The following is a 23,314-nucleotide window of genomic DNA, read 5'->3' as shown; positions in this document are numbered from 1 at the left end:
TGAACTCCCCTTACTTTATATCATATACTTTTCTAATTCTTGTTCTGTAGCACTTACTGTTTCAATTACATTACTTAAATTTGATCCAAAATCACCATATTTAATAGTAACTTTATCCTCATCTTTACCTTTACAATATCTCACTGTTATTTTAGCAGCTATTTCCAAATCTTCATTGGTGTATTCACCGATTATAGCAACTGAAGAACCATTAAAATCTTTTGCTAACATATAAATATCCTCTTTAGTTAAAAGATCTTTTAAAATCTCTCCTTCTTCTTGCATTCTAGTGGAAATAACCTTACACTTATCACTTGTTCTAAAATGTCTTCCTATTTTTAATAGGTCTATCTCCCTATTCTCAATATTCTCTTTATGATCTATTAAATCTTTCAATCTTTTAGAAAAATTAGGCTCTGTAAGTTTACATCCTCCTGCTGGAGATGGATAATCTACAATCCCCCATTTTTCCGCAAGTTCCATTTGCACTTTTCTATTTCTTCCACTTATCTTTAAAAGTTTATTTCTATCTACTAATCCCTCTGTCTCCATTTCAGTAGGATCCAAATTCAAAGCACATAATGGTCTTAATATTTTATTTCCTATACCTGATTCTTTCTTAACTAGATTTAAAGCACCTTTGTTCTGAGACATAGGTCTTTGATTTAATACTTCTCCAGTTATAATAAAATCTGCATTAAACTTTTCTAGAAGTTCACCACTATACTTCATCATCATAGCATGACAATCTATGCACGGGTTCATATTTTTTCCATGACCATGTTTAGGATTCTTGACCACTTCAAAATGCTCTTTTGAAAAATCTACTACTTCAAGGGGAATATCTATTTGTTTAGTCATTCTTTTAGCATTTTCTTCATTAAAGAAAAATGATCTAAAACAAATTCCTATAACCTCTATTCCTTGATCTTTTATAAGTTTCGCCGCTAAAATACTGTCTAAGCCTCCTGAAACCATGGCTAAAGCTCTTGTCATATTATCTTTCCTTTCTGTTTTATCCATTTTTTCTTATAATGGCAAATTCAATTAATTTAGTAATTAACTCTGTGTAAGGTATTCCTGTTTTCTCCCACATTTTTGGATACATGCTAATGCTCGTAAATCCTGGAATTGTATTCACCTCATTTAAATAAACTTCTCCTTCTTCCTTAGTAACTAAGAAGTCTACTCTAGCCATACCTGCACAATCTAGTGCCTTGTATACCTGTACTGCTATTTCTCTAATATTTTCTAATTCTTCATCAGATAAAGCTGCAGGAATTAATAACTTAGAAGCTGCATTTTCATATTTTGCTTCATAATCATAGAATTCTTTAGCTGGAATGATTTCTCCTGGTATAGATGCTTTTGGTTCATCATTTCCTAGAACAGCAACTTCTACCTCTCTTACATTCAAAGCTTCTTCAACAAGAATTTTTCTATCATATTTTAAGGCTTCTTCTAATCCCTCAAGAAGTTCTTCTCTATTGTGAGCCTTAGTTATTCCAACAGAAGATCCACTATTAGATGGTTTTATAAATAAATCATATCCTAATTTATTTTCTATTGTATTAATAAGCTCTTCTTTATTATTGTTATATCCAAACTCCGTAACCACTACATAATCTGCTTGTTTTATTCCAAATCTCTCAAGAACATATTTTGTATATACTTTATCCATACATACAGCCGAAGACATTACTCCAGGTCCAACACAAGGAAGATTTAAAAGCTTACAAAGTCCTTGAATTGTTCCATCTTCACCATATAAACCATGAAGTACAGGGAATACTACATCAACCTCTTTATTAAAAAGAATTTTTTCTCCTTCTGGTTTTTTGTAAAATTCATCTTCTTCCCATTTTCCACTCTCTATATTATCTATTTCACCTGTATATTCAAACCATTTTCCATCCTTATTTATTCCTATTGGATAAACATCAAATTTTTGTTGATTTATGTTTCTTAAAACTGATGAGGCAGATACTCTTGAAACTTCATGTTCAGTTGATTGTCCTCCAAATAAAATAGCTACTTTAGTCTTCATATTACCTCTCCTTTAACATAACTACTATATTATAATTATTCTAAAATAAAATTTTTGCAACAAAATAACTTAATTTCACATTTCTTATATTATCAAAATTGTTTATTTCTCAAAATTAATAACTCTTTTATTTTTTTATTGCAATAATATATATTATATATTTACAGAGATAATTTTAAAAGTCCTCATAGCAATTTATTAAAATATTTTTTAGCCTCTAAATTGTTAATTTTCCATTAGGAGTATTTATAATCTCAACTATTCTCTCTTCATAACCAGTTTTAGCATTAATATATATTATAAATTGTCTCCCTTTATATTCCCCAATATATTCATAACAAAGCACTTCTTTATTATTTTCTGTGGGAATTACTGCTAAGGAAACTCTTTTTAAATCAATTCTTTTACTTACCTTGTGTTTTCCTTCCTCTGATGTAATTTTAACTGTTGGTATATTTCTTTCATTAACGTGTGCAATTAAGTATTTATCCGCTTCTACTCCCGTAATTTGTCCGTCTACTAAAGATATTTTTAACTTAATTTGATCAGGATACATAATTATGTTATCTTTTTTAGCTACATAACTGATTAAAATTTCTTTATCATATGTAAGCGTATATGTAGATTTCATATTACTATACCCCATATTCTGCAATTTTTTTATTCCTATTTCATTGGCCTTTTCAGCTGATATTTGTTTCTTATCTGGCTTTTTATTATAAAGAAGATATACTAAATGTCCTCCATTTTTACTAACCTCTGCGACTATACTTTCACCTTGTTTTTCATTTTTTAATTCTACATTATATTTATAGGAAGGTATTTTACTTGGAACCTTCTTATCCTTAGCTTCATTTACCTGTTCTATTTTTTTTATATTTTCTTTTCCATATAACTTGATAATTGCTTCTTTTCCTTGTTCACTAGAAACTATCTTTTGTGAAAGTATTCTTGGCTTTATAGCTAAGGTATTATCTGAAAATGGACCATCATAAATTAAAACTGGATATTCATTAACTTGTTTTTGAATTACATCAAATCTATTTTCTACACTCTTATCTTTAACTTCATTACTTGCTAACATTTCCGATGTTTTTTTTCTAATATCTGCCCATTTAACTTTTCCCTTTGTAGTATCATTTAAAACATTGTTTAGTTCTGTTTCAAGTGAATATGCTTGCATTTCTAAATCATCTATAGTAGAAATTTCTTTATCAGTTAAAGGTTCTTTTTTAGTTTCTCTTTTACTTAAAGTATAGCAAAAATCTCCTACTTGATTTAAAAATTTACTAGTGTGCGATATAGTTCGTTGTGAAATTGGAAGTGAGTGTAAATTTTCTTCAGCCATAGATGAATATCTAAAAATCTCATCAAATATAACTATTCCTTGTTCTTTTGATCCTATAATAGGAACCTTGCTTAAATTACTTCTAATATTTTCTACATTACTAGAAAGATTATATAAATTTTTACTATATTGTGATTGAAGATAATTTTTATAATCTGTTCTTTCTAAAGTCATTAAAACAATATAACTTGATGAATACACTATAATCATAGCAGCAATAAGAGTATAGATTATTCTACCTTTTTCTTTCTTCATAATTATTCTCCTCTCATGTTTATAAATTTCTTTATCTTTTTATCTAGTTTATTTAATTTTATTATGTGCATACTACTTGCATTAAATACTAATTTCTTTTTTCTTCTTATAAAAGAAATTAAAACAAAAACAGGTATTATTCTTGTATATCCAAGTTAATACCTGTTCTCTCTTTTATTTATTTAATAATTCTAAAACTTTAAATTTAACTTTTACATTAGACTTTTTATTATTAATAAAATTATATTCTTTATCATCTAAAACTGTCTTCATTTCATTTTCTGCTTTTTTTTCATCTACTTCTACTTTAGTTACATCTGCAAAACATAAAGGTGGAAACATTATACACCACCAATTATGGCCTTCTCCTGTGCCTATAACTATTCTATATGCCTCATAATTACCTTGTGGTAATGTTATATTTCCATAAGTTTTAACTGGAAAATTTTCTCTTCCTAATGTTGTTTTCACACTATATTTATACCCTAAATCTTTTATAGTTTCATTACATATATTTATTATTGTATCATTATTTTCTTTCATTATCTTTCTTGATTCATCTATATTTTTACATTCCTTCAATTTTGGTGATATATATTCTAAAACCTTGTCTCTTACCTTTAACTTTAAACTTTGATCATCTTCTGTATCACTATTAGCTATTACATGAAATCTAATTATTTTAGAAGATATATCTTCTAGTGTATTATTATCCCCTTCAGCAGAAACCTGTTTAGAATTATAAAATATACCACATAAGAATAAGCCAATTGTTATAAATATAATTAATCTTTTCATTTTCTTTCCCCCATAAAATCATTTATTAATTATTAACTTATTCATATTGTATCCATTATTTGTAATTTTAATCATGATGTAATACCAGTTCTTCTAATTTTCGTATAAACATTTACATTTATTTTGGCTTTTTTAAATACATCTTCCCAATTACTCTTTATTTTTTTATATTTATAAGGATGAAATTTTTCTAGGTATTCTTTTATTTTTAACGGATCCACAGAATATTTTTCTTGGAATATTTGTATTATTTTTTCACATTCCTCACTTAAAGAATTATTAAAACTTGTTTCATACTCTTGTATTAGTTTAGATTGTAATACATTTTTTTGTATGGTAAATCCACTTATAGCACCTTCTACTCTTATATTAATATTTAGCTCAAGATTATCTTTATCTAACTTTTTAAGATCAAATTTTCTTTGTACACCTTCAATTACATAATCAACAGGATGACCGTCTCTATAAAGCACCTTATTTCCACCCTTAGCTTTTCCTCTTAAAATTTCTAAATTTGAAGTTTCTATGGAATTTAAAACTCCTAGCATTTTATAGTTTTTTATAACGGCGGTTCCATACAAAGTAAGCTCATTTTTATCTTTATCCATTTCAACATAAGGTACAATAGCATTTCCATTTTCACCTATTAAAGAAATAAATTCATTCAAAGTCATAGGAAGAACGCTAGAATTTCTATCATTATTTTCCATTATACCACTTATATATGTTTGAAAGTTTTTCTCCATTTCAGGTTTAAAGCTTTGAAATTTCTCGGCATTTCCTTTAGTTATAACTATCTTCATCATTCTATTAATATCTGCATTTCTACTAAAATAATCCATAATCTCTTTTACAACATCTGGATACTGCAACACAGTATCACTTAAAATTAAAATTTTTGTATGACCTAAATGTATATTTCTACTGCTTTTTTTAGTGGCCTCTGATAGAGAGTCCTCCATTGAGTATGCCTCAGTAGAAATTTTTTTTTCTGATGCCGTAGCACCCTTAGTTGGTCCTAGTTCACTGATATCTGGATATCCATAAGTTACATTTAATCTTTTAGCCATTGATTCTTCAAATGGTTCATCTTTTTTAATTTTTTTAAGTTTTTTTCCTTGATTTATATCATCACCGGTATCTATTGCTATAGTAGAAATAAATGCTCTTCTATCTATCTCTACTCTATCCCAACATCCTGTAAAAACAAAGGGAATAATCAAAACTAAAAATAAACTTATAATTTTAGCTCTCATGTCTTACTTCACCCCTTTGCCTTATTTTACTAACTGCATATATAATTAAAGGTAAAATTATTATTAAAACACTTGATATTTTATACAAAAACATTGATTTCACTTCATAGACTTGTGCTATATTTTCAGGAATTAATGCTATGAAATAAAATAAAGGAGTTACAATTAAAGATCCCAACTTCACATCTAAAAAATTAAATGCTTTTCCTGTTATTTCTGCTGAGAAAAAATACATATTTATAAAATTAGTGAAGAAAAATAAAATCCAAAATACCATTACTACCCCATCCCATCTTTCTATAAATGCCTCTGGGATGTCTATAGATTTAATCATTGTAATTGTTGGCCATAATAAATTTTGAACTTCTTTTTTAGTAAAAATACCTAAAGAAAATATAGTAACTACTATATAACATATACAAATAAAAATAATCGCTTTAGAAAACGTCTTTTTTAATCTATCTCTATTTTTAGCATAAGGTATTATTAAATAAGCTATATTAATCCCTATAAATGCAAATACTGATCTTAAACTTCCTTGTATATATTGCATAGGTTTATTATTAAAAACAGGAAGTACATTTGTTAAATCTATATTATTTATTGTTAATAATAAACTTAATCCTAGTGGAATTACTACACACCAAAAAACTACTTCATTAAACTTTATTATTGAGCTAATACCTCCTCTAACTACAGAGCTTCCAACTAAAATTAATAAAAGTATTATTAGTTCAGTTGGGGTTTTTTCTAATAAATACATTTTTATTACTTCTGCAAATATTCTTAACCCAATAGCAGAAAATATTATGTTATATATTGCAAAAATTAAAGCTATAATTTTTCCTAAAAATTTCCCAAAATTACTTTCAAGTAAATTATTAAATCCTCTAAATTCATTTATTTTCACAGTCTTATATATAATTACTAAAATATAATACGCTATTATTCCAGCTAAAATTGTAGCTATCCATCCTTCTGTATTTAAAATTTTTGTTACACTTCTAGGATAAGAAAATATATTAATTCCTAATACGGTAATAATTAACGTTACGAAAATCCCATAATCTTCAATCCTTATTTTTTCTTTCATAGTTTCTTCTTACTACTAAAAGTAAGTTACCTCACCTCTTTTTCTTCTGTAAAATAAAAATTATTTTTGTCTTATTTTATCCTTTGTATGCATGTATTCAGGTCTTTCCTTTAAAAATTTAATTGGTAGTCTAAGAAATAAATCTTTAAAATCTTTAAAATTAGGACTAACCAATGGTGCTAAATATGGAATTGAAAAACTTTTTAATTTTATAAGGTGAATTAAAACTAAAATTAATCCTAGCATTATTCCATATAATCCAAATATAGAGGATAAAATTATAAGAAAAAATCTAATAAACCTAAAGGCTGAAGTAATTTCATAATTAGGAGTTATAAATGTAGTAATAGCTGTTAATCCAACTATAATAATCATAATAGGACTTACTATACCTGCTCCAACTGCTGCCTGACCTATTATTAATCCACCTACAATTCCTATTGTAGCTCCTATAGGCTTAGGTAGCCTCGCTATTGCCTCTATAAGAAGTGATAAACTTATTTCCATAATAATAACTTCCATAAATGCCGGGAAAGGTACTCCCTCTCTAGATGCTGCTATGGAATAGGCTAATTTTGTAGGTATTATAGATGTTTGAAAAGAAGTTACAGCTATATAGAGCGCTGGTAAAAGCAATGTAATAAAAATAGAAATAAATCTAAGCATTCTAAGAACAGAACCTTCCATCCATCTTTGATAATAATCATCTGGAGATTGAAACATATTAGCCATTGTTGCTGGTATAATAATAGCAAACGGAGAGTTATCCACCAATATAGCTATTCTTCCTTCATAAATAGCCGCTGCTACCACATCCGGTCTTTCAGTACTTTGTATTTGTGGAAATGGAGAATATTTATTATCCTCAATATATTCACTAATATAAGCACTATCCAAAACTGCATCTATATTTATATCTTTCATTCTAGTTTGTAACTCTTTTAAGGCTTCCTTATTTACAATATCCTCAATATATATAATTGCCATATCAGTTTTAGATCTTACTCCTACAGTTTTAGGTTCTATTTTAAGTCTTGTATCTCTAACTCTCCTTCTAATTAAAGCTGTATTAAATCTAATAGTTTCAACAAAGCCTTCTCTAGCACCTCTTATTACAGTTTCTCCAGAAGGTTCTGAAACTCCCCTTGCTGGCCAAGAACGGGTAGCTATAACATATGCAACTTTTAGCCCATCTACAAACATTAAAGTATCACCTGAAAGCATACTTTGAACACCTTGAGCCATTTTATCTACTTCTTTAATATCCGAAACTTCAATAATTCTATCTTTAAGTTCTCGTGCATTTTTTATTTCTTTTAAACATTGCATCATAGGTTCTATTACATATTTGTCTAAAAGCAATTTATCAGCCATTCCATCTATGTATACTAAAACAGCTTTTTTATTTTGTATAAAATATTCTCTAAAAACTATATCTGAATTTCCCTGTAATAATTTTTTTAAATAATTTAAATTTTCATCGGCTTTTTCTCTTATTTGTTCTTTGATTTCTTCCTTCAAATCCTCACTTCCTTTTGTACTTACTTCTATAAAATAGTTTTAATTATAAATAACACAATAGATATACCAAGTATAAAATACCCTAAAATCTTAGATTGATTACATTCTTTATCTCTTCCCTGCTTTTGAAACTCTTTTGAATCAAATTTAATAGCTACAAAACTTATAACTATCATTAATATAAGAAAATACTTATCAAATAAATCTATATATTTCATTTAAATTCTCCTTAAACAAAAAAACTATCTAAGTGTTTAATTACTTAAATAGTTTTCGCTAATATTTATTAAATTATTCAAATGTATTAAATAGTCCTAGTTATAAAAACTTCTGTGTAATTTTCCTTAAAATATTCATAAGCTCTTTGTGCTTTTAACATATCATCAAATATTCCGAATACCGTAGGACCACTTCCACTCATTAAGGTTCCTATAGCTCCATTACTTAACATCTCTTTTTTTATACTACCTATAGCTGGATAAGAACCTATAGTTACATTTTCTAGTACATTTTTCATGCTATCCGCCACAAATCTTAAATTTCTATTATCCATGGCTTCTATAATTCCTTCCGTATTAGGATGTTTAAATATTTTATTTATATCTAAAGCTTTATACACCTCTTTAGTTGAAACCCCAAAATTAGGTTTTATTAAGACCATTATTACATTCTTAAAAGGTCTTAAAGTAGTTATTTTTTCTCCTATTCCTTCGCATAAAGCCGTACCACCTTGAATGCAATAAGGTATATCCGCTCCTATAGACAGTCCTAATTCCATTAATTCATTTTTCATAATATCAACTTTATTAAATAAATATTTCATTCCTCTTAAAACTGTTGCGGCATCAGAACTTCCACCTGCTAGCCCTGCAGCTACAGGAATATTTTTCTGGATTTTTATATCAACACCATCTTTTATATTATACTTTTCCATAAAAATTTTCGCTGCTTTATGGGCTAAATTTCTATTATCAATAGGAACATAAGGTTTATCACAAAATATCCTTATAGTTCCTAAATTATTTTTCTCCATTTCTATTACATCATATAGATCAATTCGTTGCATAATCATTCTTAAAAGATGATACCCATCTTCTCTTTTACCAACTACATCTAAGGATAAATTAACCTTTGCATACGCTTTCAAAATCATATTTTTACCAGAATCCTCCTTAATGTTATTTATTATAATATTATAACATTATTTTTTTAAAGTATGTTCAAAAATAAAACACCTTACATTATATAACTTATTTAAAGTTTATTACAACATAAGGCGTTTTTTATGTGCTTTTATTTAATTTTAATAATGTATACTTTACTATATAATAGCTCTTCCTGGAATGATTAATTTTGTTCCTTCTTTAAGCTTCTCAGGCTCTTCAATGTTATTAACCTTAACAATATTTTCTATAGTTGTATTATATCTTTTAGCTATTTTCCATAAGGTATCACCTTTTTGTACCACATATATAATAATGCTTGCTTTTTTCTTTGGAAGTTCTCCCTCGGATTCACCTATATTAATTAAAAATTCTTTGCTTTCAATATAATTCACCCTAACATAAACCTTAGCAACAGCTTTTACTGATATATTACCTGCTTGAATATCTGCCGCCACATCTTCAAGTGAAATTTTTGAAACTGCTTGCATGTGAATTTTAGTTCCTGGCATATCAACTGGTGAACTGAAAGGTATCTGATCTTGTATACAATATATAGGTGTTTGTTCCTCATTACTTCTATATAAGACTGTTACATCCATAACCCCTTCTATAACAACTCTATCTTCTACAATCTTTTTATCAGTGACATTTAGTGTTGATTTACAAAGTATTATTTCTCTTGGAGAAGGCATTTCCATGTCAACTTCTATGTCTCCTCTTATAACTTTTTCAACGCAAACTTGATTTTGAATAATATTCATATCATATTTTTGTTTTTCCATGCCTAATAACATACTTGGAGAATAAGCATCTTCTATAATTTGTATTTCTTCTTTATTCATTATAGTAGTATTAGCTTTGCACATTAAAACTATATCCATAAGTCTATTCTCACCTAAGTCATCTTCTTTAGTAACATAATCTAAATCTAAAATTTCATAAGAAGTATAATTATTCATTCCTTCTTTTATTTTTTCAACTGATACCTCTTTTTGTACTAAAACATCGTCTTCTATAGAATATATGTCTCTGTTATTTTCAGGTGCTTTATATAAAATTTTAATATTCGCCCAAGCTTCTATTTTTAATTTACCTTCTAATAATTTAACATCTTTTTTATGAAGATTAACATTCCACTTCATAACTTTATCGATTTGAGGTTTTTCCATAGGAACCTTCATATGAGATTCGGCCATTAAATCTGTAGAAATATTTTCTATAACCTTATCAACTTGGATAGGTTCTTTCCAAAATTGAATATCATCAGAACCTTCTACATCTTTTACTATTTCATAACCTCTTTTATTATAAATCTCTGTTTTTAATTTTATTATTCCTTCTATACAAACTTTTCTTTCATTCACTATACTACATTCCATATGTTCAACAAAACATTCTGCATCACAATTCATATCTGAAAGAGCACCTCTACAGTCAATATTATTTGTAAATGCTGTAGAATAATTTACACCATGTACTTCTGAAACTCCTTCATTTTTATTTAAGTACATTAAATTATAATCAACTACTCCTTCTACAAAAACCTTGTCTTGAAGAACTTGAACACTAGTAACCCTTGTTCTAGCATCCAACATTAAAATTTCTCCAACATCTGGATGTGTATCTGGAATAACATATTCATCTCTTAACACTGTGTCTGCACAATTTTCTCCCAACAGTTGTTCATACTCTATATTCTCTTTGATAAGTTCCATTTTCTATTCCCCTTTCTTAAAATACCTACTATTAATGTATATACTGTACTTTAAGATTTTATGAAGAATATATTTTATTTTGTAAATTATTTTTATGATTTTTGGGAATTATTTAAATTATATATTTGATTTTATTAGATATGATAAAAGGTTAAGAGTTATGAATATGTATTCAGAATTTTATTTTTTATTTAGACTGTGTATTGAATTTGCACTGTGTTTGTAAGAATATCTGAATAACTATAAGTCAATCTTCTTTCAAAATCACCATTAACTCTTACTGTAAAAATACTAGAATAGGCCTTTTCTAAAACTCCATCTTCAATAAGGACTTTTTTTCTTCCACCTAAATCTTTTAAATTAACCGTTTCTCCAACGTGACTTTTAACTTCTGACTTAATTACATCTAACTTGTTATTAGCTTCCATTAAAATACACCCTCTTTCTAAAGGTTTAATTTTTAACCACTATTTTATTCTTAGTATTAGTATTTCATTTAAAAATTATACATATAATACTAGGAATAAACCCTCCAAAAGTATCTTTACAAAAATAGAGTAAAACCATAGCTTATTTTACTCTACTTCTAAATATATTATATCATATTCTATTTAATAAAGGAAGACTTAGGAAATCCTTCCCTATATTTCCCCCTGGTTTGCAACCCCCCTATGCCCTTTATACCTGTAATAGTATTTTCTATAACATCTTTTATAGGCACTATTTTTTCAATATTTGTATAAGCTATCTTTTCACACACTAACACTGGATCCAAACAATGAATTAACACTCTATTAGGGGAACTTGCAAAATTTGCACCTGCATCCAATATAGCCTCATAACATGATTGACATGCCCCTGCAAAAATAACTAATTCATCATAACTACTTTGATATTCTCTTAACTTTCTAACAGTTTCTACAAAATATTTTGTATTTCTATAGTTGTCCATATCCATATAATCAGTAGTATGCCTTATCATACCATCATGACCTGTTATAACTACTATATCTGGTTTAACTTCATTAACAATCTCCAAAATTTTATCTGGTTGATCTTTTTCAGCTATTGCTCTTCCAACTGCTTGTAATGAAAGTTGCTTATATGTTTTTAAACATACTTCTAGATATTCTGCATCTCCATCTACATGAAGTATTCTTCCTGGTCTACCAAATGTTAAATTCTTACTTACTATATTTCCTTGTTCTTCTTTTATTTTTTCTACTTCTCTTTGCTTGGATTTTTCTTTTTCTTTTCTTTTTTTTCTTAGCTTTTGTAGCTTTTTTTTTGACATAGACACCATAATAGCTTTATTTTCTTCTTCTCTTTCTGCTATAACCTTTCTAATAGAGGCATTTATCTTTTCATTAAATATAATATCTGCTTTACTTAAATTATTACCTATAACTTTCTCTAGATCGTCTTCTCTTGCATCAGCCTCAATCCTTAAATTAACCCCTTTTAAAATACATATTTTTTTCCCATCTTTAGCCTCTTTAATATCTATAATTTTAAATGTTATATCTTTTCCATAAGACTTTCTTACAACTAAGTCACCTATGTCCATTACTCCTAGCCCCCAAATTAACTTTCTTTATACATTGTATGCAAAAACCTTAAATAAAGTGCGAACAAAAATATAGCCATGTAAACACCTTTACATGGCCGTATTATATAAGTTAATTATATTCCTTTTGTTCATAATACTCCTTAAATTCATTTATAAATTTAACATAATCTTCTTTTTCCTCTACCAAAGAATTAATTTTATTTACAAATGTATTTTGGATCCAACTAGCCTCATTATAATAATATCTATTGCAAAGTCTCCAAAATCTTTGAGGGAACATTAAAAATGCAAATAAAACTTCATACTCCTCTTCCTTTAATATTCTTACTGAGTTATATGATTCAATAATCATTTTACAAATTTCCATATCCCATTCTCTTCTTTTTAGTACTTTAGTAATAAAGTTAGCTAAATCGTACACGCTAAGTTCTCTTTTACAATAATCAAAATCTACAACATTAACATTTTTATTTTCTCCAATAATAATATTATGATAAGTAAAATCATGATGACAAAACCCTTTTGCTTCCTCCTCTGCCAAACATAATTCATCATACTTGGAATTTTCTAATATATTCTTAGCTCTAACACCTAAATCTTTATAAAAATCTACTTCTTTAATATATTCAATATCAAAATCAGATTTTTTATTCTTCTTTTTTCTTACCATATTTCGCATTTTTCCAAATGAATTTATTCGCTTATCCATAAGATAATGCCATCTACCTAGGTCAGTTTTTAACTTACTATTCTCTGGTGGTTCATATCCCTTTGAAGCTATATGAAGTTCTGCTAACCTTTTAGCCGCTAAAACTATATCTTCATCATTTTTAAAATCACATTCTCTTCCTTCAATCCATTCTGAAAGCGTATAAATATCTTCATTTACAATAGCATAAGGATTTTCATCTACACTTAAAAAATATCTATCTATGTTATTAAATCCATTTTTAACCAAATGCTCTTTGGCTCCGTAAATAAAATATAACTTTTGAACTCCATAATTAATTTTTTTTAGGCATCTTTTACCCTTATTTGTATTTAATTCGTATATTCCCTTATTAGGAATCATGGTTTCAATTTTAACATCAAATTGTCTTTCAATTTCTAGTTCTCTCATCATCTTTAAATACACCCCCTGTAAAAATTTATATGTCGTTACCTACTAATTTAGAATTAATTAATTATATAATTACTAACAAAAGCATAAAACTTTTAATATAATAAATTATATTCATTATTAAGGAGTTTTATTATGAAAATTGGTATTGATGGAAGAGCTGCTAAATGGTATAGAGGTACAGGAATTGGTACCTATACTTATGAACTCATAAATTTCCTTGGGAAAACCCCTAATAATTTTAATTATTATGTTCATTTACCTGAAAATATTACTTTTCCTTCTTATAACAACATAGAATATATTTCTACTACAGAAAATACTAAAAATAATTTTTGGGATGAAGTAAAAATCCCTAATAACATAGATAATTTAAATCTTGACTTGTATCACATTCCTCAAAACGGTATAGGCCTTCCTATAAACAAGGATTGTTCTTATATTATAACTTTACATGATATAATTCCATGTAAATTACCTGAAACTGTTAGTAATAAATTTTTATCTATATTTAATAAATATATTCCAAAAATTATTTCTAATTCCAAAGCAATAATTACAGTTTCTGAATTTTCAAAAAAAGATATATCTAAAACTTTTAATTATAATCCCGAAAATATTTTTGTAACCCCCTTAGCAAGTGAAAATATTTATAGACCTCTAGATAAAAACTTAAGTAAACAATTAATCAAAGAAAATTACGGTATAAATGACGATTTCATACTTTATGTAGGTGGATTTAGTCCTAGAAAAAATATCTTAGGTATAATTGAAGCATTTTCTTTATTTAAAGAAAATTATAAAAAAAATATAAAGCTAGTTATTGCTGGTATGAAAGGATTTTCATACGAAATATATAAGAATAAAGTAAATGAACTTTCTCTAGATAATTCTGTTATATTCCCTGGTTTTATTTCTATGGAGTTTATGCCCTATTTATATAATGCTTGTGAACTTTTCGTATATCCCTCCTTATATGAGGGATTTGGCCTTCCCCCTATAGAAGCTATGTCTTGTGGTGTACCTGTTATTGCTTCTAATATAACTTCTATACCTGAAGTAGTTGGAAATTCTGCTATGTTAATAAATCCTAGAGATATTGTTGAACTTTCACAAGCTATGCTAGAAATTTTAAATAATATAGAACTAAAAAACACTTTAATCTCCTTAGGATTAAAGCGTTCTTCACAATTAACTTGGCAAAACACAGTAAAAAATACAATTGACGCATATAAATCTATATTATAAATAAAAAATACTTATTATGAACTACCGCAAAATTTAATTATATTAGTTTGTAATCAATTATATAAATATCTATTGTTTTGTTATAACAATAAAAAATGACTCCTACAAATATAAAAAATTTTATATTTATAGGAGTCATTAAGTTAAAAATCATTAATTATAAATTTTATCGTTAAATATTTATAATTATTTTCTATTTTAAAGGTCCTTCTTTAACTGCTTTAACACCTAAATCAGTAAAGTCAGTAAATAAACCATCTACTTTTGCCTCAAATAATAATTTTCTAAGTAGAGAATCAGCATCTTTAGCATATTTAGGTAATTCATCTTTACGAACAGTATATGGATGTACTATAAGTCCTGCTGCATGTGCATCTTCAACAAAATTTGGATTTGTAACATCTGCACTTTTTTCTAACTTTCCATCATCATTTATAATTTGACCAAACCAAGGAGCTATTCCATCAGCATATTTAGCAACGTCTTTTAAACCCTCTTTAGATAAAAGGTATGCAACATTATCATCTTTATTTTCATCCCAAGATTGAAGACCCATAAGTTGAACTAATTTACACTTAGCTTTAAGTGTATTTTTCACATATTTTAAATATTTTGTATCAAAACATTGAATATAACATTTTGAGTCTTTGTTATTATATCCATATTGGTCTAAAACTTTTAATGTAACGCTACCAATATCTTGACCATTTTCTTTGTGGAACTCAGGATTTTTTAGTTCTGGATAGATTCCAACATTTTTTCCTGTACTTTTATTTAATCCTTGAATTAATTCAATTTCTTCTTTTAATGTAGGAACTTCAAAATGTGATTTGTTTACTGGGAATCTATTTTTAAAAATAGCTTGATTTGTTTTATAATCAACACGCTCATTAACACTTAATTTTTTAATTTCTTGTAAAGTAAAATCTATTATATAGAATCTTCCATCTTTTCTTTTTCTATTTGGAAATAGTTTAGCTACATTTGTTGTAGTATCAAGATATATATCGTGCATTACTACTGGTACACCATCTTTTGTTAGACATACATCAGCCTCAATATAATTAGCGCCCATTGCATAAGCAAGAGAATAAGCTTCTAATGTATGTTCTGGTAAATAACCTGAAGCTCCTCTATGAGCTATTATAGTTTTATTTATAGCCTCAGTAGTTTTAGATGTACTTGTAGTAGTTGCATTTGTAGTAGTTTGAGTTTTACTGGCTTGTGTACACCCAACAGCTGAAATACTCATAAATGAAGCCATAATAATTGCTAGTAATTTCGTCTTTTTCATATCAGTCTCTCCTTTAAGTTCTTCAGTTTTATTATTTTAACAGTGTAAAAGATACACTAAAATATCTTCTATACTAAAAAATGGCCACTTAAAGCTCCCGTTAATTGTTTTATTTATAACAAACTCTCTTTTATTTATAATACAATATTTGAATAAAATTTATCTTAAAAATTAATATTTATAATTTATTTTTAATGTTATTTTAACAAAAATCATCTTGACAAAAAACAATATAACACATTTTTTATTTAAAGTAAATATTTTTAATAATAAAATCCCATTTTTATTCACGTTAAGTCGAATTTTAAACTGTAAATTATTTATAATTTTATATAAATTCTTGACTTACATATATTATATTGAGATTTTTTTCACTATCTCTTCAGATTTTTTAATACAACTTCCTATATTATGTAGATTAATTTCAATAAATTAATCTACATAATAAAACTACAGCTCAAACATATATTTATAATACTTGAGCTGTAGTTTGCAGTTATTGATTGTTTATTTAATTATATTTTTAAATTATTCTTTCTTTAAATAATTCGAGGAATTCCTCTTCCTCTCTAATATATTGAGTTTTATCTATTAACTTATTAACAAAAATATCATATTCCCATTTTTTTTGTTTATAATAATAATTTCTAATTAAGGTAAATGTCTTATGTGGAAAGCTCATAAAACCATATAAAACTTCTAATTCATCCTTTTCCAAATCATTATATTTTTTATATTCGTTTATTATATCCTCTGCCTTTTCTATGTCATATGCAAAATCTTTTATTACCTTCAAGATAAAATTACAAAGATCATGAACTTTAAGATCAATAATGGCATAATCAAAATCTATAAAATATGCTTCATTATCTTTTATAAGTATATTATGATGTGCTAAATCATGATGACAAAATGCTACCTTATTTTTATCATTTATCATATTATGGTAATTTGAATTTAACAAATAAGAAAGACTATCCTCGCCTCTTTTTAGAAGATGATCTATATTTTCAAGAAATATGTTATCAAAGTTATTTTTATTTAAATACTTTTCAACTGTGTTTTTGATAAATTTCATATCTTGTAATTGTTTTTGTAAATTTTCTTTTAAATTTCCTCTAAAATCTTTTTCTTCTAAGTTTCCATAATATCCTTTAGATGCCTTGTGCAAAAGCCCCAATGACTTAGTAGCTAATAATACATCAATAGGATTACTATAAACACTTTCACTTCCCTCTAATAGTTCCATAATACAATACATATTACCTTTATATTCCGTACAAATTTGATTTTCTTTGGTTTTTAAAAATCTTAATACATTATTAAAACCATTTTTTCTAACATACTCTAACCCATTATTTATAAACTCTAAATTTTCAATGGAATAGTCTAACTTTTTCAGTATATATTGTCCATCTTTTGTTATTACAATAAATACTTTTCTTACTGGTATAACATCTATTACATCTAAATCAAATCTTAAAAAAAGTTCAACATCTAAACAATACTCTTTTAAATATTCCCTATCCTTATATTTTGTATCTAACATTACAAAATCACCTCTTTTTAAATTAAGCTTTCACCATCCTCTAAAATAGCCTTATCTAACCTGTCCATATATTTATCTATTCCCCAATTTTTCTTTTTATTTCTATATTTATTACAGATCTTCATGAATTCTTCTGGAAATGAAGCCATTGCCAAGATAAACCTCTCATTTTCATAACCTAAATTTTCTGTACTACAAAAATACTTACATACATTTATACAGGAATCTTTATATCCTTTTTTTCTAAGTTTTTTTATTAACTCAACACAATCCATCTCAACTAGGTTATAACACGCATCACTAATATCCTTAACATATATATTCTTATTATCACAAATAATGTTATTTAACCATACATTAGAAAGGCATACTTCTTTTCTCCCCATACTTCTTATAATAAAATTTATATAAAATTGATTATCTATGATTCTGATAATATTATTGGCTCGTCCTATATATTCAGGTGCCTCAATCATTAATCGTTTTTCAAAGGAATTTAAATCTTCATGTTTATTTATATTATTTAAATCTCTCTTTAATCTTTTTAAACTTACTTTATACTCTTCTACCTTTCTACCTATTTTATTATCCAATCTTCCTTTCAAGTAGTCCTGAAACCCCATAGTTTTATAATGAAAATCTGCTAAAGCTTCTATGTGTTTAAATACGTCTTTTTCGCATAAATTTTTATTCTTAACCTTAATCTTTATATCTATGTTATCCATTACTCTTATATCCTGTGTTTCCAAATATTCCTTAAAAGTCATAGTATAATCCACTATAAACTCACCTCTATAAATTTTTAAATACTCATGTATTTAAACTGATCTACAAATTCTTGTCTCTCTTCTCTATCTAATCTAATACGATTTAATTTTTTTAAGAAGAACTCTTCTTCCCAAGGCTGATGTTCCCAATAATATTGAATTCCTAATTGCCAATATGCCTGAGGAAATTCTATAAAAGCAGCCATTACCTCTAACTCCTCCGGTAAAATAGCATATATATGATCATATACCCTTAAAATATCTTTAGCATTATTTAAATTCCATTTTCCATTTTTCATTTTTCTAATAATTAGGCTACTCAAATCATGCAAATGAGTATCTAAAATACAATAGTCAAAATCTATAACATAAATCTTATTGTCTTTATCAATTAAAACATTATGATTAGCATAATCATGGTGACAAAAACCTTTGTTTAAAATTTCTTTATGCATAAGTTCGGAATATTTACTTTCTTTTATATGTTTAATAGATCTATCACATCTTTTTAATTCATCATCCATGATTTTTTCATATTGAAAATCGAAGTCCGTTTTCTTATTCTTTTTACTTATTGTATTTTTAAAATCTAAAATTTCATTTTTTCTAGTATTGAAGGTTTCAATCCATTTAAACCATCCTACTCTAGGTTTCATACTATCCTCAACCTGAAAATTCACAGATTTCTTATGAAACTCGGCTAAATTTTTGGCTGCTAAATAAACATCTATTAAATTATCATAATTGCTTTGTCTACATTCCAACCATGGATTTAAATATGCATATTTGTCATAAAAGTTTATATACTCTTTATTATCTTTAGTTAATATAAATTTAGGGACTCCCTTATATCCATTATTTTGTAGATGCTTCATAGCGCTAATTATAAAATAAAAATGTGCAAATTCATATTTTATTACCTTTAAAGAATAATAATTATTTAAAGACTTAATTTTATATACATTTTTTATTTTTTCAATGTGCTCTACTTTAAGTTCATAGTTTTCTTCCACTATTTTTTTTACTTCATCAAACATATATTACCCCCACATAATTACTCTATTTCAATATATGAAAACTATTTAATTATTGTGATAGCACACTTTTAGACATATATTAATATATTATTATATAAGGGATATTTTATAAATTTTAAGGAGTGATTTCATGAAAGTTGCTATAGATTGTAGGGGGATAAACTGGTATCATGGAACCGGCATAGGAACATATACAAATAACCTTTTAAAAAATCTTTTAAAATTTAAAACTAATAATAATTACTACTTATATTGGTCTGGAAGTGGTTATAAGAAATATATAAAAGAAAATTGTCATTGTATAATGACCTCATCAAAACACCACAGATTTTTTCAACAATATTTTTTCCCATCTAATTTTAAAAATGAAAAAATTGATATATACCATATCCCTCAAAACGGAATTGGATTAAGCGATGAAATAGATTGTACAAAATTTGTAACCATACATGACCTAATACCATATATAATGCCAGAAACTGTAGGAAGAGGATATCTAAATAAATTTTTAAAAGAAATGCCCTTAATAATTCAGAATTCTGGTGGTATTTTAACTGTTTCTGAATATTCAAAACAAGATATACTTAGATTTTTTCCTATAGAAAAAGATAGAATTTTTGTAACCCCCCTAGCCGCTAATGAAATTTTTAAACCATTAGATAAAAAAGATTGTTTTGATTTTATAAGTAAAAAATATAATATCAAAAACAAATTCGCTCTTTATTTAGGAGGATTTAGTGATAGAAAAAACGTACATTCACTAATAGAAGCTTTTTCTAAAGCCTATAAAAACTTAAAAGAAGAATTTTCTCTAGTAATTCTAGGTTCTTATCGTGATAGTAGTCAAAAATTAATAAAATTAGTTAAAAACTTAAATATGGAGAAACATATTATATTCGCAGGGTTTATTCCGGAAGAAGAACTTCCAATTTTTTATAACGCATCTACTGCATTTATATACCCTTCATTATATGAGGGATTTGGACTCCCTCCTTTAGAAGCTATGAGTTGTGGAACTCCAGTAATTTCGTCAAATATAACTTCTATACCAGAAGTCGTAGGTGATAGTGGACTTTTAATTAATCCCTATAGTCTTAATGAGCTTCAAAACTCCATAGAAACTTTGTTAAATGACGAAGAACTACAGAAGAACCTAAGCAAAAAATCTAAGAAAAGAGCAAAAGAATTCTCATGGACAAGAACCTCAAAATTAACATTGGATGCTTATGAGAAAATATATTCAAAAAAGTAATAGATCTGAACATAAAAAAGAACCTTAGAAGCTACTTTTTTTTATCTTCTAAGGTTCTTTTTAAATACAACTATTATTCAACTTTAAATTTGCTAAAATCCTCTTGTAGATCCATTGCAATATTTGAAAGTAACTGTGCTGATTCTGCAACCTCATCCATGGAAGCTTTTTGTTCCTGTGATGAAGCAGCTATAGTTTCGGTAGATTGTGTTGAAACTACTGAAATATTAGCCATATTTTCAATTGAGGCCACCATATTTCCCATTCCTGCATACAATTCCTCTATTACGGCAGAAACTTGATGTACTTGATCTGAAACATTTTCTATAGACATAAATATATTAGCAAATGCTTCGCCTGCATCATGTACAATAACATTACCATTTTGGACCTGTTTTTTACCTTCATCCATGCTAACCACAGCTTTTTTTACTTCACTTTGAATTTCTTTTATTATAACACTAATATCGCAAGTTGCACTTTTAGTTTCTTCTGCTAATTTTCTTACTTCATCAGCAACCACCGCAAACCCTTTTCCATGTTCACCTGCTCTCGCAGCCTCTATAGCGGCATTTAAAGCAAGTAAATTAGTTTGTTCAGAAACACTTTCTATAAGAGATACTATATCTCCTATCTTGTGTGATTTTGTTCCTAATATATCTATTACATCAGCTGACTCACTTACACAAGCTTCTATATTATCCATTTGTTCAACTGCATTTTTTACAGCCTCTTTTCCTCTATCCGCAATTTGTGAAGTTTCTTCTGATGCATTTACTACCTCTTGGATATTATTAGTTATTTGCTCTACCCCTTTGTTTATTTCATTAACAATATCTAATGATTCTCTAGTCAATTCTTCTATTTTTTCTGATCCTTCTGCCAGTTCCTGTATAGAATTAGAATTTTGTTCAACCATAGATAAATTTTCTTCTGCTATAGCCGAAAGTTCTTGTGAAGAGGAAACTACCTGTTCTACATTTGCATTAACTTTTAAAAACATTGTCCTTAGCTTATTGGCCATAGTATTTAAATTAATTACCATCTGTCCTAGTTCATCTTGAGAATCAACCTCTAAATTTTTAGTAAAATCTCCTTGAGACATAGATTTACTTAAATCATTTACTTTAATAATCTGATTCATTAAATATTTTATACCCATTAAAATAAATATAATTGTTATTATAAGAGCTATTATTGCTATTATTCCGATTGTATTTATTAATTTTGTTAAAGGCGCATTAACTTCTGATAATGGTAATATAATCCCAACTCTCCATCTAGTTTCTGGTATTTCTTTAAATACAACTTTACTTGTTCCATTAATATCCTTAAAATTTAATTCTCCACTTTTTTCACTTAAAATTTTTTTAGAAATTGCTGCCAATCCTTTATTAGAATCTGATTTTATATTTACATGCATTATTTTACTGCTATCTTCATCAGAGATATACTCTCCATTTTCTGAAATCAAAAATGCCCTTCCTGATTTTCCAACCTTAATCTTTTTAATCATACCTATAATATTATTTATATCTATATCACCTGTTACTACTCCAATGAATTCTCCACTCTTATTATAAAAAGGACTTGATATTGTTACCATATTTATATTAGTTATTGGATCTGGATAAGCATTAGACCAGCCAACTCGTCCTTTTTCCGTATTCTTCCCCATTATATACCAATCATCTTTGGTATACTGAGGATATTGTCTAGCTCCATTTTCCACTTTTAAGCTACCATCTTTTTTATATACATATGGTGCAAACTGCTCTATATTAGCTTTATATTTGTTTTTTTCAAACCAAATTCCCATACCAAAAGTATCTTCATTTAATTGTAAATTTCCCTTTATTAATTCTCCATATTCATTTAAATCTTTACCTGTAAAAAATTCTGATGACTTTACTAATGATTGAACAACTTTACTATTATTTAAAACTTTAATTCTAATAGAATTTGAAATTGCCTCTATTTGTTTATATAACTTATCGTCAATTTCTTTCAATAATAAATTTTTAGCACTAAGATAACTAAATAAGCTTGTTCCTATAAAAAATATAACTAATATAGAAATTGTCAATATTAGTGTTTTTCCTTTAAGAGAAACATTATTTTTAAATTTTCTTCTTATATCACCTATTACCATATGTATCCCCCTTGAAAATTTTCATATGTTTATAAATAAATTTATATGTATTTTGATCACTAATATATTTCGTATATTAATATAAAATACTTAAACTTTTTACTAAATTTATTTACATTTTTAACA

At 26.8% G+C, this 23,314-nt stretch carries 20 protein-coding genes; 2 read left to right on the top strand and 18 right to left on the bottom strand.

What is annotated here, in order from left to right; genetic code table 11:
* Positions 1–15: 15 nt before the first annotated feature.
* From QOZ93_RS00395 to QOZ93_RS00335, 13 genes are all read right to left on the bottom strand, one after another.
* Positions 16–996, bottom strand: a complete 981-nt coding sequence (locus QOZ93_RS00395; RefSeq protein WP_307354816.1) for a tRNA 4-thiouridine(8) synthase ThiI — start codon at positions 994–996, stop codon at positions 16–18.
* Positions 997–1,015: 19 nt separating this feature from the next.
* Positions 1,016–2,047, bottom strand: coding sequence for a D-alanine--D-alanine ligase family protein (locus tag QOZ93_RS00390; RefSeq protein WP_307354696.1), 1,032 nt, complete (start codon positions 2,045–2,047; stop codon positions 1,016–1,018).
* 217 nt (positions 2,048–2,264) lie between these two features.
* Positions 2,265–3,650, bottom strand: a complete 1,386-nt coding sequence (ypeB, locus tag QOZ93_RS00385; RefSeq protein WP_111943915.1) for a germination protein YpeB — start codon at positions 3,648–3,650, stop codon at positions 2,265–2,267.
* A 174-nt stretch (positions 3,651–3,824) separates the two neighbouring features.
* Complete coding sequence (gene spoIIR, locus QOZ93_RS00380; protein ID WP_111943916.1) at positions 3,825–4,448, bottom strand: stage II sporulation protein R; 624 nt, start codon at positions 4,446–4,448, stop codon at positions 3,825–3,827.
* Between the two features lie 71 nt (positions 4,449–4,519).
* Positions 4,520–5,704 carry a Ger(x)C family spore germination protein gene (locus tag QOZ93_RS00375; protein WP_111943917.1) on the bottom strand — a complete coding sequence of 395 codons (1,185 nt, stop codon included), beginning with the start codon at positions 5,702–5,704 and terminating at the stop codon, positions 4,520–4,522.
* On the bottom strand, positions 5,694–6,797 hold the full coding sequence (locus QOZ93_RS00370) for a GerAB/ArcD/ProY family transporter (RefSeq protein ID WP_307354695.1): 1,104 nt from the start codon (positions 6,795–6,797) through the stop codon (positions 5,694–5,696). The genes QOZ93_RS00375 and QOZ93_RS00370 overlap by 11 nt, the downstream gene beginning before the upstream one ends.
* A 60-nt stretch (positions 6,798–6,857) precedes the next feature.
* The gene (locus QOZ93_RS00365; RefSeq protein WP_307354694.1) at positions 6,858–8,318 is read right to left on the bottom strand and encodes a spore germination protein; all 1,461 of its coding nucleotides are present in this window, start codon (positions 8,316–8,318) and stop codon (positions 6,858–6,860) included.
* A 26-nt stretch (positions 8,319–8,344) separates the two neighbouring features.
* Entirely contained in the window at positions 8,345–8,536 is a 192-nt protein-coding gene (locus QOZ93_RS00360; protein WP_111943920.1) for a CLC_0170 family protein, read from the bottom strand.
* A gap of 86 nt (positions 8,537–8,622) precedes the next feature.
* The gene (ispE, locus tag QOZ93_RS00355) at positions 8,623–9,471 is read right to left on the bottom strand and encodes a 4-(cytidine 5'-diphospho)-2-C-methyl-D-erythritol kinase (RefSeq protein ID WP_307354693.1); all 849 of its coding nucleotides are present in this window, start codon (positions 9,469–9,471) and stop codon (positions 8,623–8,625) included.
* Between the two features lie 168 nt (positions 9,472–9,639).
* The gene (locus tag QOZ93_RS00350; protein WP_307354692.1) at positions 9,640–11,199 is read right to left on the bottom strand and encodes a DUF3794 and LysM peptidoglycan-binding domain-containing protein; all 1,560 of its coding nucleotides are present in this window, start codon (positions 11,197–11,199) and stop codon (positions 9,640–9,642) included.
* Positions 11,200–11,390: 191 nt separating this feature from the next.
* The gene (locus tag QOZ93_RS00345) at positions 11,391–11,627 is read right to left on the bottom strand and encodes a Veg family protein (protein WP_307354691.1); all 237 of its coding nucleotides are present in this window, start codon (positions 11,625–11,627) and stop codon (positions 11,391–11,393) included.
* 179 nt (positions 11,628–11,806) lie between these two features.
* A complete protein-coding gene (gene yabG, locus QOZ93_RS00340) occupies positions 11,807–12,766 on the bottom strand; it encodes a sporulation peptidase YabG (RefSeq protein ID WP_111943924.1) in 960 nt (319 codons plus the stop codon).
* 112 nt (positions 12,767–12,878) lie between these two features.
* Positions 12,879–13,892 (bottom strand): CotS family spore coat protein, encoded by a 1,014-nt coding sequence (locus QOZ93_RS00335; RefSeq protein ID WP_307354690.1) that lies wholly within the window; start codon positions 13,890–13,892, stop codon positions 12,879–12,881.
* A 132-nt stretch (positions 13,893–14,024) separates the two neighbouring features.
* Between QOZ93_RS00335 and QOZ93_RS00330 the strand changes: the two genes are divergently transcribed.
* The gene (locus QOZ93_RS00330; protein WP_111943926.1) at positions 14,025–15,137 is read left to right on the top strand and encodes a glycosyltransferase family 4 protein; all 1,113 of its coding nucleotides are present in this window, start codon (positions 14,025–14,027) and stop codon (positions 15,135–15,137) included.
* 193 nt (positions 15,138–15,330) lie between these two features.
* On the opposite strand, the gene glpQ is transcribed toward QOZ93_RS00330, so the two are convergent.
* The 4 genes from glpQ to QOZ93_RS00310 form a co-directional block, all read right to left on the bottom strand.
* Entirely contained in the window at positions 15,331–16,431 is a 1,101-nt protein-coding gene (glpQ, locus tag QOZ93_RS00325) for a glycerophosphodiester phosphodiesterase (protein WP_307354689.1), read from the bottom strand.
* Between the two features lie 523 nt (positions 16,432–16,954).
* A complete protein-coding gene (locus tag QOZ93_RS00320) occupies positions 16,955–17,980 on the bottom strand; it encodes a CotS family spore coat protein (RefSeq protein ID WP_307354688.1) in 1,026 nt (341 codons plus the stop codon).
* Positions 17,981–17,997: 17 nt separating this feature from the next.
* Positions 17,998–18,759 (bottom strand): protein kinase family protein, encoded by a 762-nt coding sequence (locus QOZ93_RS00315; RefSeq protein WP_307354687.1) that lies wholly within the window; start codon positions 18,757–18,759, stop codon positions 17,998–18,000.
* A gap of 23 nt (positions 18,760–18,782) precedes the next feature.
* Positions 18,783–19,784, bottom strand: coding sequence for a CotS family spore coat protein (locus tag QOZ93_RS00310; RefSeq protein ID WP_307354686.1), 1,002 nt, complete (start codon positions 19,782–19,784; stop codon positions 18,783–18,785).
* A 130-nt stretch (positions 19,785–19,914) separates the two neighbouring features.
* Between QOZ93_RS00310 and QOZ93_RS00305 the strand changes: the two genes are divergently transcribed.
* On the top strand, positions 19,915–21,036 hold the full coding sequence (locus QOZ93_RS00305) for a glycosyltransferase family 4 protein (protein ID WP_307354685.1): 1,122 nt from the start codon (positions 19,915–19,917) through the stop codon (positions 21,034–21,036).
* Positions 21,037–21,109: 73 nt separating this feature from the next.
* Here QOZ93_RS00305 and QOZ93_RS00300 read toward each other — a convergent pair whose 3' ends face one another.
* Entirely contained in the window at positions 21,110–23,188 is a 2,079-nt protein-coding gene (locus tag QOZ93_RS00300) for a methyl-accepting chemotaxis protein (RefSeq protein WP_307354684.1), read from the bottom strand.
* Positions 23,189–23,314 lie beyond the last annotated feature (126 nt).

Origin of the sequence: Hathewaya limosa (genome assembly GCF_030815255.1) — a bacterium.
GTDB classification, from domain to species: Bacteria; Bacillota; Clostridia; order Clostridiales; family Clostridiaceae; genus Hathewaya; species Hathewaya limosa.
The sequence above is the reverse complement of the archived record's forward strand: the minus strand, read 5'-3'. Positions and strand labels throughout refer to the sequence as shown.